Annotated in this window: 24 protein-coding genes; 10 read left to right on the top strand and 14 right to left on the bottom strand. The window is 76.0% G+C overall.

Annotated features, from left to right (window positions below; genetic code table 11):
* Positions 1-85 precede the first annotated feature (85 nt).
* Both FZ988_RS17350 and FZ988_RS17355 read right to left on the bottom strand, forming a co-directional pair.
* A complete protein-coding gene (locus FZ988_RS17350) occupies positions 86-1,393 on the bottom strand; it encodes an MFS transporter (RefSeq protein ID WP_149205295.1) in 1,308 nt (435 codons plus the stop codon).
* A 202-nt stretch (positions 1,394-1,595) separates the two neighbouring features.
* Complete coding sequence (locus FZ988_RS17355) at positions 1,596-2,303, bottom strand: helix-turn-helix transcriptional regulator (RefSeq protein WP_149205296.1); 708 nt, start codon at positions 2,301-2,303, stop codon at positions 1,596-1,598.
* A 63-nt stretch (positions 2,304-2,366) separates the two neighbouring features.
* Between FZ988_RS17355 and FZ988_RS17360 the strand changes: the two genes are divergently transcribed.
* The 3 genes from FZ988_RS17360 to moaA are packed head-to-tail and all read left to right on the top strand — an operon-like array spanning position 2,367 to position 4,377.
* On the top strand, positions 2,367-2,882 hold the full coding sequence (locus FZ988_RS17360) for a MogA/MoaB family molybdenum cofactor biosynthesis protein (protein ID WP_149205297.1): 516 nt from the start codon (positions 2,367-2,369) through the stop codon (positions 2,880-2,882).
* Positions 2,879-3,358 (top strand): molybdenum cofactor biosynthesis protein MoaE, encoded by a 480-nt coding sequence (locus FZ988_RS17365; protein ID WP_149205298.1) that lies wholly within the window; start codon positions 2,879-2,881, stop codon positions 3,356-3,358. The genes FZ988_RS17360 and FZ988_RS17365 overlap by 4 nt, the downstream gene beginning before the upstream one ends.
* On the top strand, positions 3,340-4,377 hold the full coding sequence (gene moaA, locus FZ988_RS17370) for a GTP 3',8-cyclase MoaA (protein ID WP_149205299.1): 1,038 nt from the start codon (positions 3,340-3,342) through the stop codon (positions 4,375-4,377). The genes FZ988_RS17365 and moaA overlap by 19 nt, the downstream gene beginning before the upstream one ends.
* Before the next feature lie 3 nt (positions 4,378-4,380).
* On the opposite strand, the gene FZ988_RS17375 is transcribed toward moaA, so the two are convergent.
* From FZ988_RS17375 to FZ988_RS17400, 5 genes are all read right to left on the bottom strand, one after another.
* The gene (locus FZ988_RS17375) at positions 4,381-4,629 is read right to left on the bottom strand and encodes a MoaD/ThiS family protein (protein WP_188079166.1); all 249 of its coding nucleotides are present in this window, start codon (positions 4,627-4,629) and stop codon (positions 4,381-4,383) included.
* Positions 4,626-5,723 (bottom strand): NTP transferase domain-containing protein, encoded by a 1,098-nt coding sequence (locus FZ988_RS19085; protein ID WP_246169600.1) that lies wholly within the window; start codon positions 5,721-5,723, stop codon positions 4,626-4,628. Before FZ988_RS19085 ends, FZ988_RS17375 begins: the two co-directional genes overlap by 4 nt.
* Entirely contained in the window at positions 5,720-6,193 is a 474-nt protein-coding gene (gene moaC / locus FZ988_RS17390) for a cyclic pyranopterin monophosphate synthase MoaC (RefSeq protein WP_149205300.1), read from the bottom strand. Before moaC ends, FZ988_RS19085 begins: the two co-directional genes overlap by 4 nt.
* Entirely contained in the window at positions 6,190-7,428 is a 1,239-nt protein-coding gene (locus tag FZ988_RS17395) for a molybdopterin molybdotransferase MoeA (protein ID WP_149205301.1), read from the bottom strand. The genes moaC and FZ988_RS17395 overlap by 4 nt, the downstream gene beginning before the upstream one ends.
* Positions 7,429-7,594: 166 nt before the next feature.
* A complete protein-coding gene (locus FZ988_RS17400; RefSeq protein WP_149205302.1) occupies positions 7,595-7,981 on the bottom strand; it encodes a DUF2249 domain-containing protein in 387 nt (128 codons plus the stop codon).
* An 83-nt stretch (positions 7,982-8,064) separates the two neighbouring features.
* Here FZ988_RS17400 and FZ988_RS17405 point away from each other — a divergent pair, with 83 nt between their 5' ends.
* A complete protein-coding gene (locus FZ988_RS17405; protein ID WP_149205303.1) occupies positions 8,065-8,715 on the top strand; it encodes a helix-turn-helix transcriptional regulator in 651 nt (216 codons plus the stop codon).
* Positions 8,716-8,724: 9 nt separating this feature from the next.
* On the opposite strand, the gene FZ988_RS17410 is transcribed toward FZ988_RS17405, so the two are convergent.
* Positions 8,725-9,948: a ThiF family adenylyltransferase gene (locus tag FZ988_RS17410; protein ID WP_149205304.1), complete on the bottom strand. Its 1,224-nt coding sequence runs from the start codon at positions 9,946-9,948 to the stop codon at positions 8,725-8,727.
* 202 nt (positions 9,949-10,150) lie between these two features.
* On the opposite strand from FZ988_RS17410, the gene FZ988_RS17415 reads away from it, so the two are divergent.
* Genes FZ988_RS17415 through FZ988_RS17430 form a run of 4 tightly spaced genes read left to right on the top strand, consistent with a single transcriptional unit; the run spans position 10,151 to position 13,608 of the window.
* Entirely contained in the window at positions 10,151-10,564 is a 414-nt protein-coding gene (locus tag FZ988_RS17415; RefSeq protein WP_149205305.1) for a TOBE domain-containing protein, read from the top strand.
* Positions 10,561-11,511, top strand: a complete 951-nt coding sequence (locus FZ988_RS17420; protein ID WP_149205306.1) for an extracellular solute-binding protein — start codon at positions 10,561-10,563, stop codon at positions 11,509-11,511. The genes FZ988_RS17415 and FZ988_RS17420 overlap by 4 nt, the downstream gene beginning before the upstream one ends.
* Positions 11,508-12,404 carry an ABC transporter permease gene (locus FZ988_RS17425; RefSeq protein WP_425458003.1) on the top strand — a complete coding sequence of 299 codons (897 nt, stop codon included), beginning with the start codon at positions 11,508-11,510 and terminating at the stop codon, positions 12,402-12,404. Before FZ988_RS17420 ends, FZ988_RS17425 begins: the two co-directional genes overlap by 4 nt.
* 19 nt (positions 12,405-12,423) lie before the next feature.
* Positions 12,424-13,608 (top strand): ABC transporter ATP-binding protein, encoded by a 1,185-nt coding sequence (locus FZ988_RS17430; RefSeq protein ID WP_246169601.1) that lies wholly within the window; start codon positions 12,424-12,426, stop codon positions 13,606-13,608.
* Between the two features lie 53 nt (positions 13,609-13,661).
* Here the strand turns inward: FZ988_RS17430 and FZ988_RS17435 are convergent, their stop codons facing one another.
* Together FZ988_RS17435 and FZ988_RS17440 are read right to left on the bottom strand one after the other, a co-directional pair.
* Positions 13,662-16,349: a multicopper oxidase domain-containing protein gene (locus tag FZ988_RS17435; protein WP_149205307.1), complete on the bottom strand. Its 2,688-nt coding sequence runs from the start codon at positions 16,347-16,349 to the stop codon at positions 13,662-13,664.
* Positions 16,346-17,500, bottom strand: a complete 1,155-nt coding sequence (locus tag FZ988_RS17440) for a hypothetical protein (RefSeq protein ID WP_246169602.1) — start codon at positions 17,498-17,500, stop codon at positions 16,346-16,348. Before FZ988_RS17440 ends, FZ988_RS17435 begins: the two co-directional genes overlap by 4 nt.
* A 113-nt stretch (positions 17,501-17,613) precedes the next feature.
* Here FZ988_RS17440 and FZ988_RS17445 point away from each other — a divergent pair, with 113 nt between their 5' ends.
* Positions 17,614-18,396 (top strand): lysoplasmalogenase, encoded by a 783-nt coding sequence (locus FZ988_RS17445; RefSeq protein ID WP_223145179.1) that lies wholly within the window; start codon positions 17,614-17,616, stop codon positions 18,394-18,396.
* 32 nt (positions 18,397-18,428) lie between these two features.
* On the opposite strand, the gene arsM is transcribed toward FZ988_RS17445, so the two are convergent.
* A complete protein-coding gene (gene arsM / locus FZ988_RS17450; protein ID WP_149205308.1) occupies positions 18,429-19,253 on the bottom strand; it encodes an arsenite methyltransferase in 825 nt (274 codons plus the stop codon).
* Between the two features lie 107 nt (positions 19,254-19,360).
* On the opposite strand from arsM, the gene FZ988_RS17455 reads away from it, so the two are divergent.
* Entirely contained in the window at positions 19,361-19,798 is a 438-nt protein-coding gene (locus FZ988_RS17455; protein WP_149205309.1) for an ArsR/SmtB family transcription factor, read from the top strand.
* 81 nt (positions 19,799-19,879) lie between these two features.
* Here FZ988_RS17455 and FZ988_RS17460 read toward each other — a convergent pair whose 3' ends face one another.
* The 3 genes from FZ988_RS17460 to FZ988_RS17470 all read right to left on the bottom strand — a co-directional run bounded on the left by FZ988_RS17460 (position 19,880) and on the right by FZ988_RS17470 (position 22,433).
* Positions 19,880-20,275, bottom strand: coding sequence for a cupin domain-containing protein (locus tag FZ988_RS17460; protein WP_149205310.1), 396 nt, complete (start codon positions 20,273-20,275; stop codon positions 19,880-19,882).
* 146 nt (positions 20,276-20,421) lie between these two features.
* Positions 20,422-21,564 (bottom strand): YihY/virulence factor BrkB family protein, encoded by a 1,143-nt coding sequence (locus FZ988_RS17465; RefSeq protein WP_223145180.1) that lies wholly within the window; start codon positions 21,562-21,564, stop codon positions 20,422-20,424.
* 125 nt (positions 21,565-21,689) lie between these two features.
* Positions 21,690-22,433 carry a hypothetical protein gene (locus FZ988_RS17470; RefSeq protein ID WP_223145181.1) on the bottom strand — a complete coding sequence of 248 codons (744 nt, stop codon included), beginning with the start codon at positions 22,431-22,433 and terminating at the stop codon, positions 21,690-21,692.
* Positions 22,434-22,554 lie beyond the last annotated feature (121 nt).

Genomic DNA, 22,554 nt, shown 5'->3' on the forward strand with positions numbered 1-22,554 from the left:
CTCGTCCTTCGGGTGGCCGCGCGGGCCGGGGTCTGGCTGGCCGGCGCGGGGCCGGCCGGTGCGACCGCGAGGCGGTCGTCGGGGCTCAGCTGGGCTTCGGCGCCCCCGGTCGGGCGTAGTAGAACCACGTGAGCGCCGTGCAGAACGCGAAGAACACGACGCAGCCCATGAAGAACGCGCGCGGTGCGACGGCCGAGAGCGCGATGCCCACGAGGAACGGGCCGAAGGCCGCGATCGACGCCGTGAAGCCGATGACGCCGCCCGCCTGGCGCTTGGGGAAGATCATCGGCATCTGCTTGAACGTTCCGGCGTTGCCGATCCCTGCGAAGAAGAAGATCGCGAGCATCCCGGTGAGGAACCACGTGAACTGCCCGACGTCGGACGGCGACAGGAACAGCAGCGTGAACGCCGTGCTCAGGGTCATGCCGACGCCCGCGACGAACGTCCAGACCGCACCGCCGAAGCGGTCGCACAGGGGACCCCAGAGCGCACGGGTCGCGGAGCCGATGAGCGGGCCGAGGAACGCGACCTTGAGCGGGTCGGGCGCGTTCTCGAAACCGCCGTACTCGTTGACGATGATGAGCCCGAGCTGGGCCGCGAACCCGCTGAACGCCCCGAAGGTCATGAGGTAGATCGCCGTCATGACCCACGTGTGCTTCTCGCGGAAGATGTCGAGCTGCTGCCGGAAGTTCGCCTCGACGGGCACGCGCCGCAGGAAGACGGCGGCGAGAACCATCCCGAGGACCACCCACGGGATGAGCACGAGGCCTGCGTTGTGCAGCCAGATGTCGGTGCCGTCGGACTTCTGCTGCGGGGTGAGCGCAGCAGTGCCGAGGAGGCCGAAGCCGACGACCCACGGCGTGAGGAACTGGATGAGGCTCACGCCGAAGTTGCCGATGCCCGCCTGGAGCCCGAGCGCCGTGCCGGCCATGCGGCGGGGGAAGAAGTAGCTCGTCGACGGCATGAAGCCGGAGAACGCGCCGCCGCCGACGCCGGCGGCCGCGGCGAGCAGCAGCAGCACCGCGTAGGGCGTGCCCGGGTCACGCACGGCGAGCGACCACCCGATCATGGGGAGCAGCAGGAGCGTCGCGGAGCCGCCGACGAGCGTGCGCGTGCCCACGATGGGCGGCAGGAACATGTAGATGAGGCGCATCGTGCCGCCGGCGAGCCCGGGCACGGCGACGAGCCAGTACAGCTCCGCCTTGGTCAGGTCGTAGCCGATGTCGTTGAGACGCGGGGCGATGGCGCTCACCAGATACCACACGCAGAACGCGAGCATGAGGTTGTACGTGGTGATCCACAGCGTCCGCCAGGCGAACCGGGAGTCCCAGCGTTCCGGGTCCTCGGGGTCCCACGTCGCGAGGTCCACCCGCGGTTCGGTCAAGCCCTTCATCGTGCCTCCGTCGTCAGCGAGGTCGGCCGGTGCCCACGTCGAGCGGCGCCAGTCTTGCCCGCCTCGGACGCCGCTTGTAGCGGGAGGTGCCGGGTTTAATCGCGCAGGGTGTGGCGTGGGTCACAGCGTCGACCCTAGCGACCGTGATCGCCGCGCGCAGCCCGTCGCCCGGCGGGTCGCCGAGCGGTGAGGGACGCCGGCGTCAGGCGCGGCGCAGGTGCAGGACGCAGTGGCGCGGGCCCACGAACGGCTCGAGGCTCTCCGCGCGCAGCGGTCCGCCCTCGTGGGCGAGGACGCCCCGGGCCAGCCCCAGGTGGACGCCGCACACGACCTCCGTGCGCTCGCGCGCGAGGTCGTAGAACGGGCACCGCCGCAGATGGATCTCGAGCTGCTCGGCGTCGGCCTCGGGTGCGAAGCCCAGGTCCTCGAAGTGCTGCTCGAGCGCGGCGAGCTGGACCCAGAGGGCCTCGGGCTCGGTGCCGTCGCGAGGAGCGAGCGCCTGGTCCGGGACGGGCGCCTGGCACAGCCGCGGGAAGTCCTCGGCCCACTGCTCCCCCGCCTGCTCGGCGGCGCAGCCCGCGGAGGTCAGCGGACGGCCGTAGCCCTCGAGGAGCATGCGCGTGAGGTGCTCGCGCGCGCGGGCGTCGATCGTCGCCGCCGCCGCACGGTCCACGCTGCGGTACAGCATGCGCGGGCGGCCGCGCGTCGTGCGGACCTCCGGCTGACGCTCCACGAACCCGCTCGCGACGAGGCGGTCGAGGTGCTCGCGGACGGTGTTGACGTGCAGGCCGACGGACGACGCGACCTCGTCGACCGGGACCGGCTCGCCGCGCTGCTGCAGCAGGGCGAGGATCTCCACGCGGCTCTCGGAAGCGAGGGCTCGGTAGGCACTGAGCCGTCGCTCCGTCATGGCCGTGATTATTCCCGGGGCTCAGCAGGGCAACCTGGGACCTTCGGTGGGTACGGTGGCCCGATGGAGCCGGGGGGACGCGTGGACGCAGGTGTGCGGGCGGCGGTCGTGGTCGCCTCCGACAGGTGTGCGAGGGGTGAGGCCGAGGACCGCTCCGGCCCGCGCGCCGTCGAGCTGCTGCGCGCCGCCGGGTTCTCGGTCGATGCCGCCGTCGTCGTCCCCGACGGGGAGCAGAGCGTGGGCCAGGCCCTGCGCGACGCCCTCGCCACGGGCGCACGCGTGGTGCTGACCAGCGGGGGCACCGGTGTCGGCCCGCGCGACCGGACGCCCGAGGCGACCCGCCCGGTCCTCGACCGTGAGCTGCCCGGCCTCGCGGAGGCCCTGCGCCGCGCAGGTGCGGACCACACGCCCACGGCGGTCCTGTCGCGCGGCGTCGCGGGCGTCACCGACGGCGGCGCCGTCGTCGTCAACCTGCCGGGCTCGCCCGCGGGCGTCTCGCAGGGCCTCGAGACGCTCCTCCCTCTCCTGGGCCACGTGCTCGACCAGCTCGCGGGCGGCGACCACGGGGGGCACACGTGAGCGGCCCTCGGCCGGCAGCGCCCACGGTGCCCGACGCCACGCCCGCGCCGGGCGGGGTACGCCTCGCGAGCGTGACCGGGGCCGCCCTCGACGTCGCCGCGCACGTCGACGCCGTGCAGCACCCCGCAGCGGGCGCCGTCGCGACCTTCGTCGGGCAGGTGCGCGACCACGACCCGTCCGTGAGCGGTGAGGTCGTCGGCCTCGAGTACACGGCGCACCCCGATGCCGCCGCGGTCCTCGGCCGGCTCGCGGCCGAGACGGCCGGCCGGCCCGGCGTGCTCGCCGTGAGCGTGAGCCACCGCACAGGTCTGCTGCCCGTGGGTGGCGTCGCCGTCGTCGCCGCGGTCGCCACAGCGCACCGCACCCTCGCGTTCGACGAGTGCCGTGCGCTCGTCGAGGCCGTCAAGGCGCAGCTGCCCGTCTGGAAGCGCGAGGTCCTCGCGGACGGCTCGCACGTGTGGGTGGGGCTCGAGTGAGCACGCCCGACGCCGCCGCCACGCCCGCACCGCTCGTCGACCGGTTCGGCCGGGTCCACCGCGACCTGCGGATCTCCCTGACCGACCGGTGCTCCCTGCGCTGCACCTACTGCATGCCCGCCGAGGGCGTCCCCTGGCTGCCCGGCTCGACCATGCTCAGCACCGACGAGCTCGTGCGGATCGCCGCCGTCGGCGTCGCCCAGGGCATCACCGAGATCCGCCTGACGGGCGGCGAGCCGCTGCTGCGGCCCGACGTCGTCGACGTCGTGCGACGCATGGCCGCGCTCACGGGACCGGGCGGCTCCCCCGAGATCTCCCTCACGACGAACGCGCTGCGCCTGCCCGCCCTCGCGGCCCCGCTGCGCGACGCCGGGCTCGCACGCGTCAACATCAGCATCGACACGCTCGACCGCGAGCGCTTCGCGGCGCTGACCCGCCGGGACCGGCTGCACGACACGCTCGCGGGCATCGCGGCCGCCGACTCGGTCGGCTTCTCGCCGATCAAGCTCAACGCCGTGGCCATGCGGGGCGTCAACGACGACGAGCTCGTGGACCTCGTGCGGTTCGCCGTCGACCGCGGCTACCAGATGCGGTTCATCGAGCAGATGCCGCTCGACGCCGGCCACACCTGGGACCGCTCCGCGATGGTCACGCAGCGCGAGGTCCTCGACGCGTTGCGGGCCGCGTTCACGCTCACCGAGGTCCCGGGCCGGGGCTCGGCACCGGCGGAGCTCTGGTACGTCGACGGCGGGCCCGCGACCGTCGGCGTCATCGCCTCCGTCACGGCGCCCTTCTGCGGCTCGTGCGACCGCGTGCGGCTCACCGCCGACGGCCAGCTCCGCTCCTGCCTGTTCGCCCGGACGGAGACCGACCTGCGAACCCTCCTGCGCGAGGGCGCGGACGACGACGCGCTCGCCGCGGCCGTGCGGGCGTGCATCACCGGCAAGAAGCCCGGCCACGACATCGACGACCCGTCGTTCCTCCAGCCCGACCGGCCGATGAGCGCGATCGGCGGCTGAGCGTCAGCCGCCCGCGAAGGGCGGCATGACGTCGACCGTGGCACCGGGCGGGACGACCGACGCGTCGTCCTCGAGGCGCACCCCGTCGGCGAGCATGGAGCAGCGCGCCAGGACCCGCTCGAGCGCCGGCCCGTGCGCGGCGACCATGGCCGCACGCAGGGACCCCGCCGTGCCCGCGACCAGCGTCTGGGTGGGCATGCCGGCGGCCTCCGCCGCCGCTGCGAAGTACCTGATCGTCACCTGCCCGTTCACGCGCGCTGCCCGTCCGTCCCGGGCGCGCTCACGCCGGGAGCCGTCTCGCCGGTGCTGCCGGTGCCGTCGGCGCCCGCCTCCCAGGCGCGCACGAGGTCGCCCGTCGCGGCAAGCACCCGCTCGAACGCCGCGCGGTCGCCTCCCGCGCGGGCGACGCCGTAGCCCACGAGGAAGCTCGTCAGGGGCACGGCGGGGCGCCCGACGCCCTGGGCGACGTCACGCGCGAGGTCGAGCAGCTCGTCGACGTCGAGCGCTCCCGGGTCGACGCCGAGCGACTCGCCCGTCGTGACGACCCAGCGGTGCAGCTCGCTGCCGAGGGGCTTGCCGTGGGGTGTGGCCCGCGGCTCGTCGGGTGCGTGGTGCGTCGGCTCGTTCATGGTCTCCTCCGCTGGATCGGCGTGCGGGTGGCCGGTGACGGGTCCGGCGGGCCCCGGGCGATCGGACGCACGGGCGACGGGCGGCGCCGACAGCGCGGCGTCGAGCCGCCGCACCTCGTCCCACGTGTCGGCGTCGGCGCCGTGACCCTCGGTGTCGACGACCGCGGCCAGGCGCAGCCCGGCCACGAGGCGGCGCACGGAGACCCCGTGCACCCCGCCGGCGGCGAACCCTGCGAGCGCGGCGCGCAGGGCGGGTCGGCGGTACGCCGCGACGAGCTGGGCGTGGCCACCCTCGTCGACGAGCTGCGCGCCGTCGGCACCCGCGTCCGCGGCGAGCGCGGCGAGGACTGCGGGCACCACCCGTGCGGCTCCAGGCACGTCGCACGCGAGCACGAGCACCGGCACGTCGTCGTCGCCGGCCGCTGCGGGATCCGCATGCGCGTCGAGGAACGTCAGCCCCGCGTCGATGCCCGCGACGGGCCCGCCCGACGGCGGGTGCTCGAGCGTGGTCGGGACGCCCGGCCGGGCGAGCTGGGGTGGCCCGACGATGACCACCCGGCGCGCGTGGCCCGTGGCCGCGAGCACGTGGTCGAGCATCGGCCGGCCGGCGACGACGACCTCGGCCTTCAGGACGCCGCCCAGGCGGCTGCCCGTCCCGCCCGCGAGGACGAGGGCGTCGAACCGCGCTGGCCCCGGCGCGGGCGTCCCGCGCGTCACGGCTCCTCGCGGTGCCAGTCGCCCGAGCGCCCGCCGGACTTGGCGACGAGCCGCACGTCGGCGATCGACGTGCCCTTGTCCATGCCCTTGACCATGTCGACGACCGCGAGCGCGGCGACCGACACGGCGGTCAGGGCCTCCATCTCGACGCCCGTGCGGTCGGCGGTCCGGACGGTCGCGCGCACGTGCACGCCCTCGTCCGCGACCTCGAGGTCCACGGTGACGCCGTGCACGCCGATGACGTGGGCGAGCGGCAGCAGCTCGGCCGTGCGCTTCGCGGCGCTGATGCCCGCGACGCGTGCGACGGCGAGCACGTCACCCTTCGGCACGTCGCCCGAGCGGAGCGCGGCGACCACGTGGGGCGCGCAGCGGACCAGGCCCGCCGCGGTCGCGGCCCGGACGGACGGCTGCTTCGCGGTCACGTCGACCATGCGTGCGTGCCCCGCGGCGTCGAGGTGCGTGAACGTCATCGGTCGACTCGCATGACGCGCACCCTATCCCCGGGGTGGACCTCCTCGACCTCGGCGGGCACGAAGGCGAGCGCGTGCGCGGTGGCGAGCCCCGCGACGAGGTGCGAGCCGGACCCGCCCGCGACGGCCCGGCGCGCGGTGAGCACCCCGTCCACGCGGTCCAGCACGACCGGCATCCACTGCGCGCGCCCCGGGGGCGTCCGCCAGCCGTCGACGACGTGCGCCGTCATGGTCGGGCGCTGCACCTCGGCCAGCCCGCGCAGGCGCAGGAGCACGGGCCGCACGAAGACCTCGAACGAGACGAACGCGCTCACCGGGTTGCCCGGCAGCGCGAGCACCGGCGTCCCGCCCGGCAGCCGCCCGAGCCCCTGGGGCTTGCCGGGCTGCATCGCGACGCCGACGAACTCCATGCCCGCCTGACCGACGAGCACCTCCTTGACGACGTCGTAGGCCCCCATGCTCACGCCACCCGAGGTCACGACGGCGTCGACGGGGCCCCGCGCGTGCTCGAGGTCGAGGAGCACGGCCCGCAACGCGTCCGCGTCGTCCGGGACCGCGCCGATGCGCACGACGTCGCAGCCCGCCTCACGCACCGCGGCGGCCAGGAGGTACGAGTTCGAGTCGGGGATCTGGCCACGCCGGAGCGCTGCGCCGGGTTCGACGAGCTCGTCGCCCGTCGACAGGACCGCGACCCGCGGCCTGCGGTGCACGCCGACGACGGCGCACCCGACGGACGCCGCGGCGGCCACCTGGGCGGGCCCGAGCGCGGCGCCCGCACGGAGCACCACGTCACCGGCGCGGACGTCCTCGCCCGCGCGGCGCACGTGCGCGCCGACCGCGGGCTCGTGGTGCACGCGGACCACGGCCGTCCCGCCGTCGGTCACCTCGACGGGCACGACGGCGTCGGCGCCGGGTGGCACGGGCGCGCCCGTCATGATCCGGGCCGCCGTACCGGGGCCGACCTCCGGCTCGTCCGGCGTCCCTGCCGCGAGGTCGGCCAGGACGCGCAGCTCCACCGGCCGGTCCGACCCGGCCCCGGCAAGGTCTGCGGCGCGCACGGCGTAGCCGTCCATCGCGGAGTTGTCCCAGCGCGGCAGGGCGGTGGGCGACGCCACGTCGCGTGCAAGCACCAGGCCGTGGGCCTCGCCGATGGGCACGTCGACGGTCGGCGTGGGCGTCACGAGGGCGAGCGCTGCCGCCCGGTGCTCGTCGACGGTGCGCAGCGTGCTCGTCATGGGGTCCCTCCGCTCGCGGGGCGCGGGACCCCGGCAGTGGTGCCCGCGCACCGCACGGACCCGTGCAGTATCGCCCGGACGGAGCGTGCGGGCGTGGCCGTGGGGGCTCGCGCCGGTGTCGGCCCGGCGGCTCCTGTGGGAGCGACCCGGCGGCCGGACGGCTGGCTCAGCAGCAGTGGCCGGCGGCCCGGCTGATGCGCACGCGCCACACGTCGGGGCCCTCGGCGAGGTACTCCCACCCGATCTGCCCCGGCTCCTCGGCGTCGAGCTGGTAGCGCAGCGGCTTGGGGTCGTGGTCGTTCGCGAGCACGAAGGCCTCGCCCGGCGCGAGGGCCGCGACGGCACCGAAGATGCGCGCGTGGCGCTCGGCGGGGACGAGGGGGCGCACGTCGAGGTCCCCCGGGAGCGCCGTCTGAGCGGGCTGGTCCGCGGGTGCCGAGCCCTGCCCGCCGCCGCACCCGCACCCGCCGCACCCGCAGCCGCCCGCTCCCGTCCCGGTCTGCGGTGCCGCGGTGGTGGTCGTGGCGCTCACGAGGGGGAGGTTGCTGGTCATGGTCGCTCCTGGAGGCTGGCTCGGCGCACGACGTCCTCGTGCCGTGAGTTGTTTTTACTCCCCTAACAGAGGAAACTGCAAACGTGCCCGTGCCCCGAACCGAGCCCCTGCGCCGTCAACCGCCGGGCGTGCGCCGCGCCGCCCTGCTCGAGGTGCTGCGCGACCGCGGGACCGCCATGGCCGTCGCCGAGCTCGCCCCGCTCGCCGGGCTGCACCCGAACACGGTCCGCGCCCACCTCGACGTCCTCGTGCGCACCGGCCAGGTCCAGCGGCGCACCGACGCGCGCCACACCCCCGGCCGGCCCCGCGAGCTGTTCGAGGCGACCGGCACCGAGGTGGGCGACCGCAGCTACCGGCTCCTCGCCGAGGTCCTCGCGGACCGGCTCGCCGAGCTCACCGACGACCCTGCCGACGCCGCCGCCGAGGCGGGGCGCCGGTGGGCCCTGCGCCGTGAGCCGGCGGCCACGACGTCCGAGCCGCTCGCGCCCGTCGTGCAGATGCTCCGCGTCCACGGCTTCGCCCCCGAGGTGTCCGCCGACGGCGCCGCGATCGAGCTGCACCACTGCCCGTTCCTCGAGCTGGCGCGGGAGCGCCCCGACATCGTGTGCGGCGCCCACCTCGGCCTCATCCGGGGCGCCCTCGAGCGCACGGGCGCCGACGTCGTGGCCACGCGCATCGTGCCGTTCGCCCGGCCGCACGTGTGCGTGACCGAGCTCGCCGCGACCCCTCGGTAGGTCGACCCCTCAGTAGGTCGGCAGGGACGGGTCGACGTCGGCGACCCAGGCGAGCACGCCGCCCGCGAGGCTCGTGGCGTCGAAACCCGCCGACGCGAGCGCACGGGCGGCCTGCTCGGAGCGCACGCCGCTGCGGCAGTGCACCACGAGCGGCAGGTCGCGCGGCAGGTCCGCGAGGCCGCTCCCGTCGAGAACGCGCGCGAGCGGGACGCCGACGGCCCCGGGGATCGAGACGATCGACCGCTCGCCCGGCTCGCGCACGTCCACGAGCACGAAGTCGTCGCCGCCGCCCGCACGCACGGCCAGCCGGTCCGCGAGGGCGCGCGCCGTCGTCGTCCGCACCACCTCCGAGCCCGCCCCTCCGGCCCCGCCGCGGCCGTCGTCACCGTCGCCCCCGTCAGCGCGCGTCGCGCACGCCTGCACCGGCGTCTCCGTTCCCGCCCAGGCACCGGCCGGGCGCCCGACGAGCGGCACCTCGGTCCACCGCGCCGCGAGCGCGTCGAGCACCAGGACACGGCCGAGCAGGGGCTCCCCCGCACCCGTCAGCAGCTTCACGGCCTCGGTGGCCATGAGGGAGCCCACCTGGCCGCACAGGGCCCCCAGCACGCCTCCCTCGGCGCACGAGGGCACGCTGCCCGCCGGCGGCGGCGCCGGGAAGAGGTCCCGCAGCTGCACCGGGGCGACGCCGCTCCCCGCGGGGGGTGCCCCCCAGAACACGGCGACCTGCGCGTCGAACCGGAAGATCGAGCCCCAGACCTCCGGCAGGCCGAGGCGCACGCACGCGTCGTTCACCAGGTACCGCGTCGGGAAGTTGTCGGTCCCGTCGATCACGAGGTCGTAGCCCGCGAGCACCGCGTCGACGTTCTCCGTGCCCAGCCGCACGTGGTGGGTCACGACGTCGACGCCGGGGTCGAGCGCGTGGACGGCGTCGCGCGCGCTGTCCACCTTCGCGCGCCCGACGTCGTCCCTGCCGTGCACGACCTGCCGCTGGAGGTTGCTCAGCTCCACGGCGTCGGCGTCGACGACCCCGAGGCGCCCCACGCCCGCCGCCGCCAGGTAGAGCAGGACCGGCGCGCCGAGCCCGCCCGCACCGACCACGCACACGCGCGCGTTGCGCAGCCGACGCTGCCCCTCCTCGCCGACCTGGGGCAGCAGCAGGTGGCGCGACCAGCGCTCGACCTCCACGCGCGTCAGGGGCGGTCCGGGCTCGACGAGGGGCGGCACGGGCGGCATGCCCCCCACGGTACGTGGGCCCGCACAGCGTCGACCGTGCGGCGCCGCAGGGCACCTCGGCGCGTCCGCCCCCGAGGCACCGGCGACCGCTCGCGAGCGCGGGTGCGCGACCGCTCGCCGGCGGGCGCCGACCGCACCCGCGCCCGTGCCGCAGATGCGGCCCATCGGTCGCCTCGGTGCCGCATCTGCGTACACTCCCTGCATGCCGCAGTACCGCATCCGCGAGGCCGCCGACCTGCTCGGCGTGAGCACCGACACGGTGCGTCGCTGGTCCGACGCGGGACGCCTGACGACGGGGCTCGACGCCTCGGGACGCCAGGTCGTCGACGGACGGGTGCTCGCCGAGCTCGCGCAGGAGCTCGCCCGCGAGCCGCGCGAGCACGGTGCGCCCGGCGTCGTCGTCGGCCGCTCCGTGCGCAACCGCTTCACGGGCCTGGTGACGCGCGTCGTGCGGGACACGGTCATGGCGCAGGTCGAGATCCAGGCCGGGCCGCACCGGGTCGTCTCGCTCATCAGCCGGGAGGCCGCGGACGAGCTCGGGCTGGAGCCCGGCGTCCTCGCGGTGGCGGCGGTCAAGTCCACCGACGTCGCCGTCGAGCGCGTGGCGCCACGATGACCAGGCCTTCGCGCCGGGCGGCGCTCGTCGCGGGGCTGGCCGTCCTCGCCGCCGTCGTCGGCGTCCTGGTCTGGTCCGACGCGACCGGTCGCGGCGACGCGGCACCGTCGAGCGCACCGTCGGGCCGGCCCGACGAGAGCTCGGCCGCCACGGCCACGCGGACGCCGGAGGGCGACGACGCCGATGACGAGATCAGCGGCGAGATCACGGTCCTCGCGGCCGCGTCGCTCACGGACGCGTTCACGGTCATCGTGGACCGGTTCGAGCTCGACCACCCGGGCGTGAGCGTGACCCTCGGCACCGGCGGGAGCGCGAGCCTCGCGGCGCAGGTCGCCGCCGGTGCGCCCGTGGACGTCCTGGCCACGGCCGACGAGCGCACGATGCGGCTCGCGCTCGACGGCCTCGCGACCGCCGGCCTCGCGTCGCCGTCGACCGACGGCAGCAGCACCGGGGGCAGCGGCACCACGGGCGGCGACCCGGACGTCGAGGTCTTCGCACGCAACACGCTCGCCCTCGCCGTGCCCCTCGGCGACCCCGGTGACGTCGCCTCCCTGGAGGACCTCGACCGCGACGACGTGACGTTCGCGGCGTGCGCCGTCGAGGTGCCCTGCGGCGCCGCGGCCCGCGACGTCCTGGCCGCGGCCGGGATCGACCGTGACCCGGTCACGTACGAGAGCGACGTGACCGCGGTGCTCACCAAGGTCCTGTGGGGCGAGGTGGACGCGGGCCTCGTGTACGCGTCCGACGTGCGTCCCGGCGCCCCCGCCGTGCGCGACGGGGGCGTGCGCACCGTCCCCATCCCCGACGACCTCAACGTCACGACCTCCTACCCCATCGCGGTGCTCCCCCGCGCACAGGAGAGCCCCGCGGCGCGCGCCTTCGTCGACGCGGTGCTCTCCGACCGCGGCGTCCAGGTGCTGCGCGACGCGGGGTTCCTCGCCCCGTGACGGCGCCCGCCCGCCCCGGGACGGCGCCCGCCCGCCCCACGACGGCGCCCGACGGCGCCGCCCGTCCCGTGGCGGCGGTCGCCCGCACCGGCCGGCCCGCGGTCTCGCGCGCCGCGCTCGTGCCCGCGCTGCTCGGTCTCGCGTTCCTCGTCGGGCCGCTCGTCGGGCTGGTGGCGCGCGCGCCCTGGGCGGACCTGCCGGCGATCCTCGCGGCGCCGGCGGTGCGGCAGTCGCTCGTCCTGTCGTTGTGGACCTCGACCCTTGCCACGGCCGTCGCCGTCGTCCTCGGCGTCCCGCTCGCGTGGCTCCTGGCACGCGCCGCGCTGCCCGGCATGCGCTGGCTGCGTGCGCTCGTGACGCTCCCGCTCGTGCTGCCGCCGGTGGTCGGGGGCGTCGCGCTCCTCACGGTGCTCGGCCGCACGGGCCCGGTGGGCGGGCTGCTCGACCGCTGGCTCGGGATCACGCTGCCCTTCACGCCCGCCGCCGTCGTGCTCGCCCAGGCTTTCGTCGCGATGCCGTTCCTCGTCGTGACCGTCGAGGGCGCGCTGCGCAGTGCGGACCGACGGTTCGAGGAGGCCGCAGCCTGCCTCGGCGCGTCGCGCTCGACGGTCCTGCTGCGCGTGACGCTCCCCCTGGTCGGGCCGTCCGTCGGGGCGGGGGCCGTCCTCGCGTGGGCACGCGCGCTCGGCGAGTTCGGGGCGACCGTCACGTTCGCGGGGAGCTTCCCCGGGCGCACGCAGACCCTGCCGCTCACCGTCTACCGTGCGCTCGAGTCCGACCCGGACGCGGCGATCGCCCTGAGCGTCGTCCTGCTCGCCGTGTGCGTCGCCGTCCTCGTGGGGCTCAGGGGCCGGTGGCTCGGGCCGGGCAGCCCCACGGCGGTCGCGCGATGAGCCCGGACGCGAGGCCGGCGTGACGGCGCCGAGCGGTCTGCGCCTGGCCGGGACCGTGCGGCGGGGCGCGTTCACGGTGGACGTCGACCTCGCCGTCGGCCCCGGGGAGGTGGTCGCGCTCCTCGGCCCCAACGGCGCGGGCAAGTCGACGCTCGTGCGAACCGTCGCCGGTCTGGAGGCTCTGGCGACAGGTCGCCTGACGCACGGCGAGGAGACCTGGGACGACGCCGCGGCGCAGGTTCACCGGCCCGCGTCGCGGCGTCACGTGGGCACCGTGTTCCAGGACCACCGCCTGTTCCCGCACCTGACCGTCCTGGAGAACGTCGCGTTCGGCCCGCGCGCCCTCGGGACGCCGCGCGCGGGTGCGACGGCCACCGCGCACGCCTGGCTCGATCGTCTCGGTGTCGCGGATCTGGCCCGGCGGCGCCCCACCCACCTCTCGGGCGGCCAGGCGCAGCGGGTCGCGCTCGCGCGCGCCCTCGCGACCGATCCGGGCGTCCTCGTCCTCGACGAGCCGCTGGCGGCGCTGGACGCCGAGGCGCGCGCCCACGTGCGACGCGCGCTCGCCGAGCACCTGCGCGAGTTCGCGGGGCCGTGCGTGCTCGTGACGCACGACCTCGGGGACGCGCTCGCCCTGGCCGACCGCATCGTCGTCGTCGAGGATGGCCGCGTCGTGCAGAGCGGGGAGCCGGCCGACCTGCTGGACCGTCCCCTCACCGCGTACGTCGCGCGGCTCCTCGGGGTGAACCTGCTCCACGGGACCGCGGGTGCGGAGGGCGCGGTGGTCCTCGACGGGGCGGCCGCGCCGGGAGGACCGGCCCCGGGCGCCCGCGGCTGGGACCTGCCCACGCCGGAGGGGCTCGCACCGGGCACCGCGGTGCTCGTCGCCGTCCGCCCGTCGGCCCTGCGGCTCGCGCCGGTCCCGGGGGGCGACCGGGACGACGCGCGGGCCGACAGGCCCGACGACAGGTCGGGCGACGGACCGGGCGACGGGCGTGCCGGCTGGACGGCGACGGTCACCTCGGTCACGCCGTGGGGCGAGCACCTCCAGGTCGAGCTCGCCGCCCGGACCGGCCCGGCGGCGGAGGTCCCGATGACGGCAGAGGTCGCCGTCTCGATGCTCGGCCGGCTCAGGGTCGGCGACCTCGTGGAGGTCCGGATCGCCCCCGACGGTGCGCACGCCTACCCCGCACCGCGGGACTGAGCGCGGCGCCCCCGCGCCGGGTGCACGCATGGCCCGGGGGGGCGCCCGCCCGGTCAGTCGGTCACGTCGAGGAACCCGTGCGCGCCGCGTTCGGCGTCGACCATGAGGTGCGACACGAACGGATAGCGCCCGGCCTCGGGCAGGCTCAGCTCGACGAACCCGCCCTGGGCGGGCAGCAGGCCGAGAACCTGCGAGCCGCCCGTGCCCGTCGCGTCGCCGGCCGCCGCCCGGTCTGGCCCGCCGAGGCGGTAGGCGCCCTCGAGGTACACGGTGTCGAACTGGCCGCCCACCACGTGGAACGCGCTGGACCGGTTGGGCCCCGCGTCGAGCACCCACACGCGGACGCGCTCGCCGACGCGCGCCGCCAGCGGGGCGTGGTCGTACTGCCCCGCGTAGCCGTTGAAGGCGACGGCGTCGGGCTGCTCGGCGTTGATCTTGTCGGCGTCCGCGATGCCACCCTGCTCGCCCAGGTAGAGCTCGGACTGGACCACGAGGTACTCCCGGTCCACGGGCGCGAGGTCGGGCGGGTCGATCACGACGGCACCGAACATGCCGTTCGCGATGTGCAGGGACATCGGCATCGTCGAGCAGTGGTACATCCAGATGCCGGAGCGCGTCGCCGTGAAGGTGTACGTCAGGGTCTCGCCGGGCTCGATCGTGCGCATCGGCTCGTCAGGCGCGAGCGCCCCGGCGTGGAAGTCGATGGAGTGCCCCAGCGAGCCGTCGTTCACCAGGGTGATCTCGAACGTGTCCCCGACCCGGCCCCGCAGGGCTGGGCCTGGCGCGGTGCCGCCGAAGGTCCACAGCGTCTGCCGGACGCCCGGGGCGACCTCCTGCTCGACCTCCTGGACCTCGAGCGTGACGCGGTGCACCGTCGTGTCGTCAGCCGGGGCGAGCACCGGGTCGTACGGCTCGAAGCCCTTGCCCGGCTCGCCCATGAGGTCCATGTCCGCCGCGGCGGACGTCCCGGCGGGCGCGCCCGCGTGCCCCGCTGAGCCGTCGGGGCCGGCGTGGCCGCCCGACGTCCCGGACACGTCGCCGGCCGCGCCGTCGGCGCCGGCGTCGACGACCGCCTCGCCGTCCCCTGCCACCACCACCTCGAACACCATGCCCATCTGGCGGTGTCCGGCGACGGAGCACCAGCCCTGGAGCCCGCTCCCGACGACGCCTACCTCGACGCGTGCGGTGGCGCCGGCCGCGATCCTCCCCGACGACGCACCGCTCTCGAGCACCAGGTCGTGGACGGTGGTGTCGGTGTTCGTCACGAGGAGCACGAGCTCGTCCCCCGCGGCGACCTCGACGGATGCCGGCGTGAAGCGCATGTCCTGGGCGAGCACCTCGACCTCGACCACCCGGCCGGTCGCCTCGACGGCCGCCGCGGGCGAGCCGCCGAGCGTGCTCAGGCCGACCGCCGCGGGGTCGGCCGCGACGCCGCCCGCGACGATCAGCGCCAGGGCGCCGGCGGCCGCGAGGCCGGGGCCCATGGGCCGACGCGGCGGGACCAGCAGGTCGACGGCCGGCATGGCCGCGGGGCCGGTCTGCGGCAGTGCGCGCATGCGGCGCGACACGACGGCGGCCCGGACGAGCAGCACGGGCGTCGCGGCCATCGCGCCCAGCACGGCCATCGACGTGCCGACGCGCACGAGGCTCGGCGCGGGCAGCAGGAAGAGGGCCAGGCCCACGTTCGTCAGGACGAGGCGCGCTGTGCCGCCACGCTCGGCGACGGCCCTGGCCGCCCGGACGGCTGACGGTCCGCCGCCGAGCACCATGGGACCGAGGTGGGTGAGCGCACCGAGCAGGACCTGCGCGGCGAACCCGACGACGACGGGCACGAGCATCCCGGCGAGCCGGGCCTGCGCGACGGCCCAGCCGTCCGCCGATGCGAGGGCGACCGCCCAGAGCAGCACGGTCAGGACGAGCCAGAGCCAGGACAGGCCGACCGAGCGGGACGCGAAGGCGTCGGGCAGTCGGCGTCTCGCCTCGACGACCAGGGGCCATGAGGTCCGCAGCAGGCCGAGCAGGTACACGACGAGGCCTGCGGCGCCGAGCGGCTGCACGCCCGTGGCCGCGCCGACGAGGACCACGGCGAGCCCGGCCACGAGCACCGCGAGCCCGTGCCGGGCAGCGACGTGTGCGTCGGGCGCGAGCTGGACGCGCAGCATCGTGGGCCAGAGCGTGACCATCGTGCCCACCACCGTGAGCCCCACCCAGCCGAGCATCATGACCACGACGTGCGCGACGTAGGCACGCGCGGCGGTGTCACCTGCCGCATCGGCCCGCGCGAGGAGCGCACCGAGCGCGGCGCCGACGGGCAGCGCGAGCGCGGCAGCCACGAAGTACCAGGCCGTCCACCCGAGCCTGACGCCCAGCGCACCGCGACCCTGGTCGACCAGTGCGGCGGCGTGCCACAGCGCTGTCGCACCGACGAGCGCGGCCCCGGCGACCACGAGCGGCCACGTCCCGCCCAGCAGTCCTGCCACGACCGCGAGCGCTCCGACGGTGTGACCGGCGAGCCGCACCGCCTGCGCGCGCAGACCGCCCCGGAGCGGTCGCCGGCGCACGGCCTCAGCGAAGTGCGCGCTCCAGATGAGGACGGCCGTGCTCACGGCACCGAGCAGGAGGAGGTGCGTCATGAGCCAGGGCGCGGCCGGGATCGAGCGGTGCCCGACGGCGACGACGGCAGCCGCGACGAGCCATGCGACGACGAGGGCGTTGACGCGCACGTGCCAGCGGGCCCTCATCGGACCGGCTCCGCGACGCGCGGGGCGACGGACGCCGTCGGGACATCGGCACGCCTGGCGCGTGCCCGAGGTGCCCGAAGCTCCCGACGCCGGCCGGTGACCGACGACCACACGGCGACGAGCACGAAGGCCAGGACCGCGGCGACGTTGAGCGCGCCGCCGGTCTGCAGCGCGGCCGCCGAGCCCCACAGGTCACCGCCGACGACGCGGACGGCCAGGGACGCGTGGAGCAGCGCGACAGGGGCGTAGAACGCGGGGTGGTAGGGCAGGGGCCGGCCGAGCACCGCGGGGAGGATCACGGGGGCGTGGGCCATGATCATCGACATGGTGAAGCCGAGGAACACGGCGTGGATCACGCCGTCGTACGCTGGCCCGCCGTCCACGCGCCCGAGCAGGAGCCAGATGCCGCCGGCCACGAGGAGCCAGGCGTAGCCGCCGAGCAGGCACCAGGCCATGTACCTCGGCAGCGCCGTGGACCGGATCGTGCGGCGCGCGACGTCGTACCGCACGAGCACGAGGACGAGCGCGAGCAGCGCGAGGCCGAGCGCGGGGTGCGCGACGCGCGGCCACAGCGGGGTCACGGCGACGGCCGCGAACACGGCGACGCCCAGGGCGAGGAGGGCACGCTCGACGCGGGGTCCGAGGGCGCCGACGCGGGCGAGCTCGAGCCGCTCCCCCGCGATGGTCAGCACGAGGAAGCCGGCGAACCACGGGAGCGACGTCGCGACGGGGGCACCGCCCCACCAGAGGAGCGCCGAGCCCGTCGCGAGGAACCCGCCGAGGACCTGCAGGGCCAGGGCGCCGGACTCCTGGCGCCGCCACAGGCCGGCGTACACGGCGAGCTGCCCGGCGGCACCGAGGACGAGGACGCCCTGCCCGACGGGCAGGGGTGCGGCGCTCAGCAGCAGGAGAGCACCGAGGCCGAGCCCCGCGGGTGCGGCGTAGCCCCACCAGCGCCGGAGCGCGACGGCCCGCTCGAGTGCGACGACGGTCCCGACGAAGCCGAGCACGAGCACGGGGCCGTGGACCTGGGGCAGCCGCTCGGTGGTCACGGGCGCGGGCAGGCCCAGGAGGAGGAGGGCAGCGTCGAGGCCTGCGAGCAGGGCGAGACCGCCGGGCAGCAGCAGGGCCACCCGCGCGCGAGTTTTCACACCCTCAACCGTAGAAAACCTCGCCTCGACCGACCGGGACCTTTGTCCCAGGCTCGCGGGCGTGAGACGCTGCCGAGCGCCGACGACGCGGTCGGCAGCGAGAGGAGCCCCCCGTGCCCGCACGACGCCTCACGACGGTCGCCTGCGCGGCCTTCGGCCTGACCACGGCCGCGCACCTCGCGGCACACCTCACCGGCCGCGACGCCCTGGCCGACGCGAGCCAGTGGTTCCTCATGCCGCTCCTGGGCACGGCCGTGTGGGCCGCGACACGTCCCGACCCGACGACCGGGCGGCGTCGGCGCACGCGTCTGACGCGCCTCACGCTCGTCGCCCTCGGCTTCTCGTGGCTCGGGGACACGGCGCCGGACCTCACGACCGGCGACGGGTCCTTCCTCGTGATGGTCGGCTGCTTCCTGCTGGCCCAGGTGACCTACTCCGTCGCCTTCGTCCCGTACCGCGGCTCCGGCGCGCCCGCACGCCCCGTGCTGCTGCTCCCGTACGGCGCCGCCCTCGCCACCCTGCTCGCCCTGTGCCTGCCCGCCGCGGGCGGCCTCGCGGTGCCGGTCGTCGTGTACGGCGCATGCCTGACGACCATGGCCGCGCTCGCCACCGGCCTGAACCGGTGGGCCGGCGTCGGCGCCGCGGTGTTCCTCGTCTCCGACTCGCTCATCGCCCTGGGCGCGTTCACGTCCTGGTACGCGCCGCCCGCGCCCGGGTTCTGGGTGATGGTCACCTACACGGCGGGGCAGGCGCTCATCGCACGCGGCGTCGTCGTCGCGGACCGCGCGTCCGCGCGCGGTGAGGCGACCGCCCGGGGCACGACGACCGCCTGGGGCACGACGACCGCCGCGAGCCGCGTCGGCGACGCGCGCGTGGCTGCCACCGAGCGGTCGTGACGACCGCCGAGCGGTCGTGACGCGCGGGGGCCTCAGGCCGGCTTGACCGCGCGCACGATCGCGCCGTGCAGGCCGGGACGGACCTCGTGCGTGAACCGCACGTCCGCGTCGACGAACCCCGCCGCGGCGAGGCCCTCCAGGTACTCGCTCCGCGACAGAGCCCCCGCGATGCACCCCGCGAAGTCGCCGCGCTCGGCACGCTCGGCCGGCGTGAGGTGATCCTCCGAGACGACGTCGGAGACCCCGACCCGCCCGCCCGGGACCAGCACGCGGAACATCTCCGCGAGGACCGCGGGCTTGTCGACCGACAGGTTGATGACGCAGTTCGAGATCACGACGTCGACCGACGCGTCGGGCAGCGGCACCGCCTCGATCCGGCCCTCGAGGAACTCCACGTTGGTCGCACCGGCCTCGGCCGCGTTGGCGCGCGCGAGCTCGAGCATCTCCTGCGTCATGTCGACCCCGTACGCGAAGCCCGTGGGCCCGACGCGGCGGGCGGACAGGAGCACGTCGATCCCGCCGCCGGAGCCCAGGTCGAGCACCCGCTCGCCCTCGTTCAGGTCCGCGACGGCCGTCGGGTTGCCGCAGCCCAGGCTCGCGAGCACCGCGGACTCGGGCAGCTCCCCGAGCTGGGCGCCGGGGTAGAGGGCGCTGCCGAAGTCGGCGTCCGCCGCGGCCTGCGTCCCGGTCCCCTCGCAGCACCCGGAGGTGCCGCAGCCCGCCGCGTCGTCGGCCGGCGCGGGACCGGACGACGTCATGGGCAGGAGCGCACGCGCCTGGACCTCGCGCGCCGCGCCGGCGTACCTGCGCCGGACCTGCTCGACCGTCTCCGCCTGGTCCTCGGTGACCTCGCTCATGGCGCTCTCCTACTCGATGACGACCCGGGTCGGGTATCGATGGATCTCGATGTCCCGACCCTGACGTACACATCGACAGTTGTCAATGCGTCGGTCATACTCATGGGATGCCCGTCCACGCGCCCCTCGCCGAACGCACCGACCCGACGCCCGTGACCGGGCCGCACGCGCCCGGCACCAGCGCCTCCGGAGCCCTGGGTGCCGCCGTCGGGCCGATCCCGGCCGTCGCGTGCTGCGCGCCGCTCGTGCGCACGCCGCTCACGCCCGCCGAGGCCACGGGGTTCGCCACGGTCCTCAAGGCGATCGCCGACCCTGCGCGGCTGCGGGCCCTGTCCCTCATCGCCTCCCACGAGGGCGGCACCGCCTGCGTGTGCGACCTCGTCGAGCCCCTCGGCCTGAGCCAGCCGACCGTGTCCCACCACCTCAAGGTGCTCACCGACGCCGGCCTGCTCACGCGCGAGAAGCGCGGCGTGTGGGCCTACTTCTCGCTCGTCCCCGGCGCGCTCGACGACGTGGCCCGCGTGCTCGTCGGCACCAGGGCCTGACGCGCCGACGGCGCGCCACGAGGGTGTCGTGGCGCGCCGTCGACGCGCTGGGCCCCGGGCGCTGCGGGCCGAGGCCCGCCGTCACTCCTGAGCGGGCGGCTCGTCCTTGCCTGCGGCCTCGAGCGCGTCGGCCTCCTCCTTGGTGCGGTGCACGGCACCCTCGGCGTGGTCCGGCGGGCCGTAGACCGTGTAGAGGATGAGCGGGTTCTCCCCCACGTTGACGAAGTTGTGCGTGCGCCCCGCAGGGACGACCACGAGGTCACCCTGGGACACCTTGCGCTTCTGCCCCGAGACGATCGCCTCGCCGACCCCGCTGACGAACGTGAGGATCTGGTCGGTGTCCTCGTGCACCTCCTCGCCGATCTCCCCGCCGGGCGGGATCGTCATGATCACCAGCTGGGTGTGATCACCGGTCCACAGCACCCGGCGGAAGTCCGGGCTCTGCTCCGCGACCGTCGCGATCGTGAAGTGCTCCATGCGCACAGCTCCTCTGGTCGTCACTCGTCCCGCGGACCGCGCCGTCGGCGCCCGCGGGCCTGCACCTCTGTCATACCGCGCCGGGCAGGTCCTCGCCCGACGAGCGGCCGCGCGACCGGCCGTCCGCGCGCCGGCCCGTGGCGTCCTCAGTCGGCGGCGCGCCTGCCGTGGGTCCCCGCAGCCCGACCGTCGAGCTCGTCCGGGTCGGCGTGCTCGCCGCGGCTCAGCCGCATGGCCCGGCCCGCCTCGACGTCACGCGCGTGCTTCTCCTGCTTCTTGGCGCTTGCCTTGGTGTCCCGCGGCGGCAGCTGGATGGTCTCCTCGGCCCTGATCCCCGCCTGGAGCTCGCGGCCGCGCTCGAGCTCGGCGTCGAGCTCGGCCCCGAACAGGAGCGCGTTGTTGGTCAGCCACAGCCACAGGAGGAAGACGATGACTCCAGCGAGCGCACCGTAGGTCTCGCTGTAGCTGGCGAACCGGGCGACGTAGACCCCGAACCCGGCGGTGGCGACCGCCCAGACGAGGATCGCGACGAACGCTCCGACGCTGATCCACCGGAAGCGGGGCTGACGCACGTTGGGCGTCCAGTAGTAGAGGATCGCGATGATCAGCGCGACGAGCAGCACGATGACCGGCCACTTGGCGACGTCCCAGACGGACACCGCGACGTCGCTCAGGCCCACGACGCCGCCGATGGCCTCCGCGACCGGGCCGGACAGCACGAGGGCCGCGCACACGACCGCGACGAGGACGAGCATCACGAAGGTCACGGCGAGCATCGCGGGGCGGAGCTTCCAGATGGGCCGGCCCTCGTCGATCTCGTAGATCCGGTTCATCGCGCGGCTGAACGCGTTGACGTACCCGGACGCCGACCACAGGGCCACGAGAAGGCCGGTCGCGAGCGCGAGGCCGGCACCCTCCTGGGACGCGAGGTTCTCCACGATGCCGCGGACGGTCCCGAGCTCCATGCTCGGCGCGATGCCCTCCGCGGTCTTCATGACGTCGTCGACGATCTGCTCGCCGTCGCCGAACACGCCGAGCAGCGAGACGAGGGCGAGCGCGGCGGGTGCGACGGCGAGGACCGCCCAGTACGTGAGCGCCGCCGCGAGGTCGGTCGCTTCGTCACGCTGGTACTCACGGAGCGTCTTGCGCAGCACGTAGAACCAGGACGGCTTCGTCATGTCGGTCGGCGAGGCGGGCTTGCGCGGGTCGTCCGGCTCGGGTGCCGCGGCCTTGCTCGTCGCGTGCTCGCGGTCGGTGCCGTGGTCGTTTGTCCCGCCGCGGTGGCTCATGGTCTCTCCTCGTCAGCACGGTCCGGTCTGCGGCCAAGCCTCGCCCCGGGCGGCCCGGTGCGCACGCGGGGAGCACGCGGGGAGCACGCGGGAACACGCGGGAACACGGCCGGACGCAGGTGCCGCTAGCCCCCCGACCGACGCCCCGGCCATGCGCGCCGGGCCTCGCGGTAGGCGGGCTCGCGCAGCGCCGCGACCCACGGGTACGTGTCGAGGCCGGGCGGTGTGCGCAGCGGGTCGAACCGCACCGGCAGGTCGACACCGGGCCCGACCGCCCCGCGCACGACGAGCCGCCCGAACGATCGCCAGGGTCCGAGCGGGGCGGCGTACGCGAGGTTCAGCGTCATCGGGGACCGCGCGAGCACGACCGCGAGCGCCTCCGGAGCCGCGGGCAGCGCACGCGGCGGCTCGGGCACGGCTGCGAGCAGGACCGGACCGCGTGGGGCGCGGAACGGTACGAGCGTGGTGAACGGCCCGCTCCCCCCGGCGCGCCAGGGCCGGAGCACGTGCCTGAGCACCGGGGCCGAGCCGGTCGTCGAGAGCAGCAGGTCCACGGGGAGCGCGTCGTCGTCGCCGACCCACCGGATCGCGAGGCCGAGCACGTCCGGGAGCGCCGGGGGGAGGCCGCCGCCGCGCGAGAGGCGCACGACGACGCCGTCCTCCCCGCGGGCGTCGAGCCAGGCGATCCCCGAGCGCGCGCGGCCGTGCCGCTCGAGGGTGCCCGCGAGGACGGCTCCTGCCGGGTGGAGGGCCTTCGCACGACGCGCGCGCCCGACGACGCCGAGCGCCGCCGCCAGCCCGGCGCCCGTCGCGGCGACGGGTCCGCGCGCGGCGGGCTCCCCCCGCACGGGACCGCGTGGAGTCGTCATCGTCCGAGCATCGCGTGCGTCCCGTGCGGTGTCGCGCCGAGCGCGTGGCGCCTGCGTGACGAACGCCGACGCCGCCGCCTCGGGCCGGCTCCCGGACGAGGCGCAGGAGCGCTCCTGAGGC

It is taken from the genome of Actinotalea subterranea, from assembly GCF_008364845.1.
Taxonomy (GTDB): domain Bacteria; phylum Actinomycetota; class Actinomycetes; order Actinomycetales; family Cellulomonadaceae; genus Actinotalea; species Actinotalea subterranea.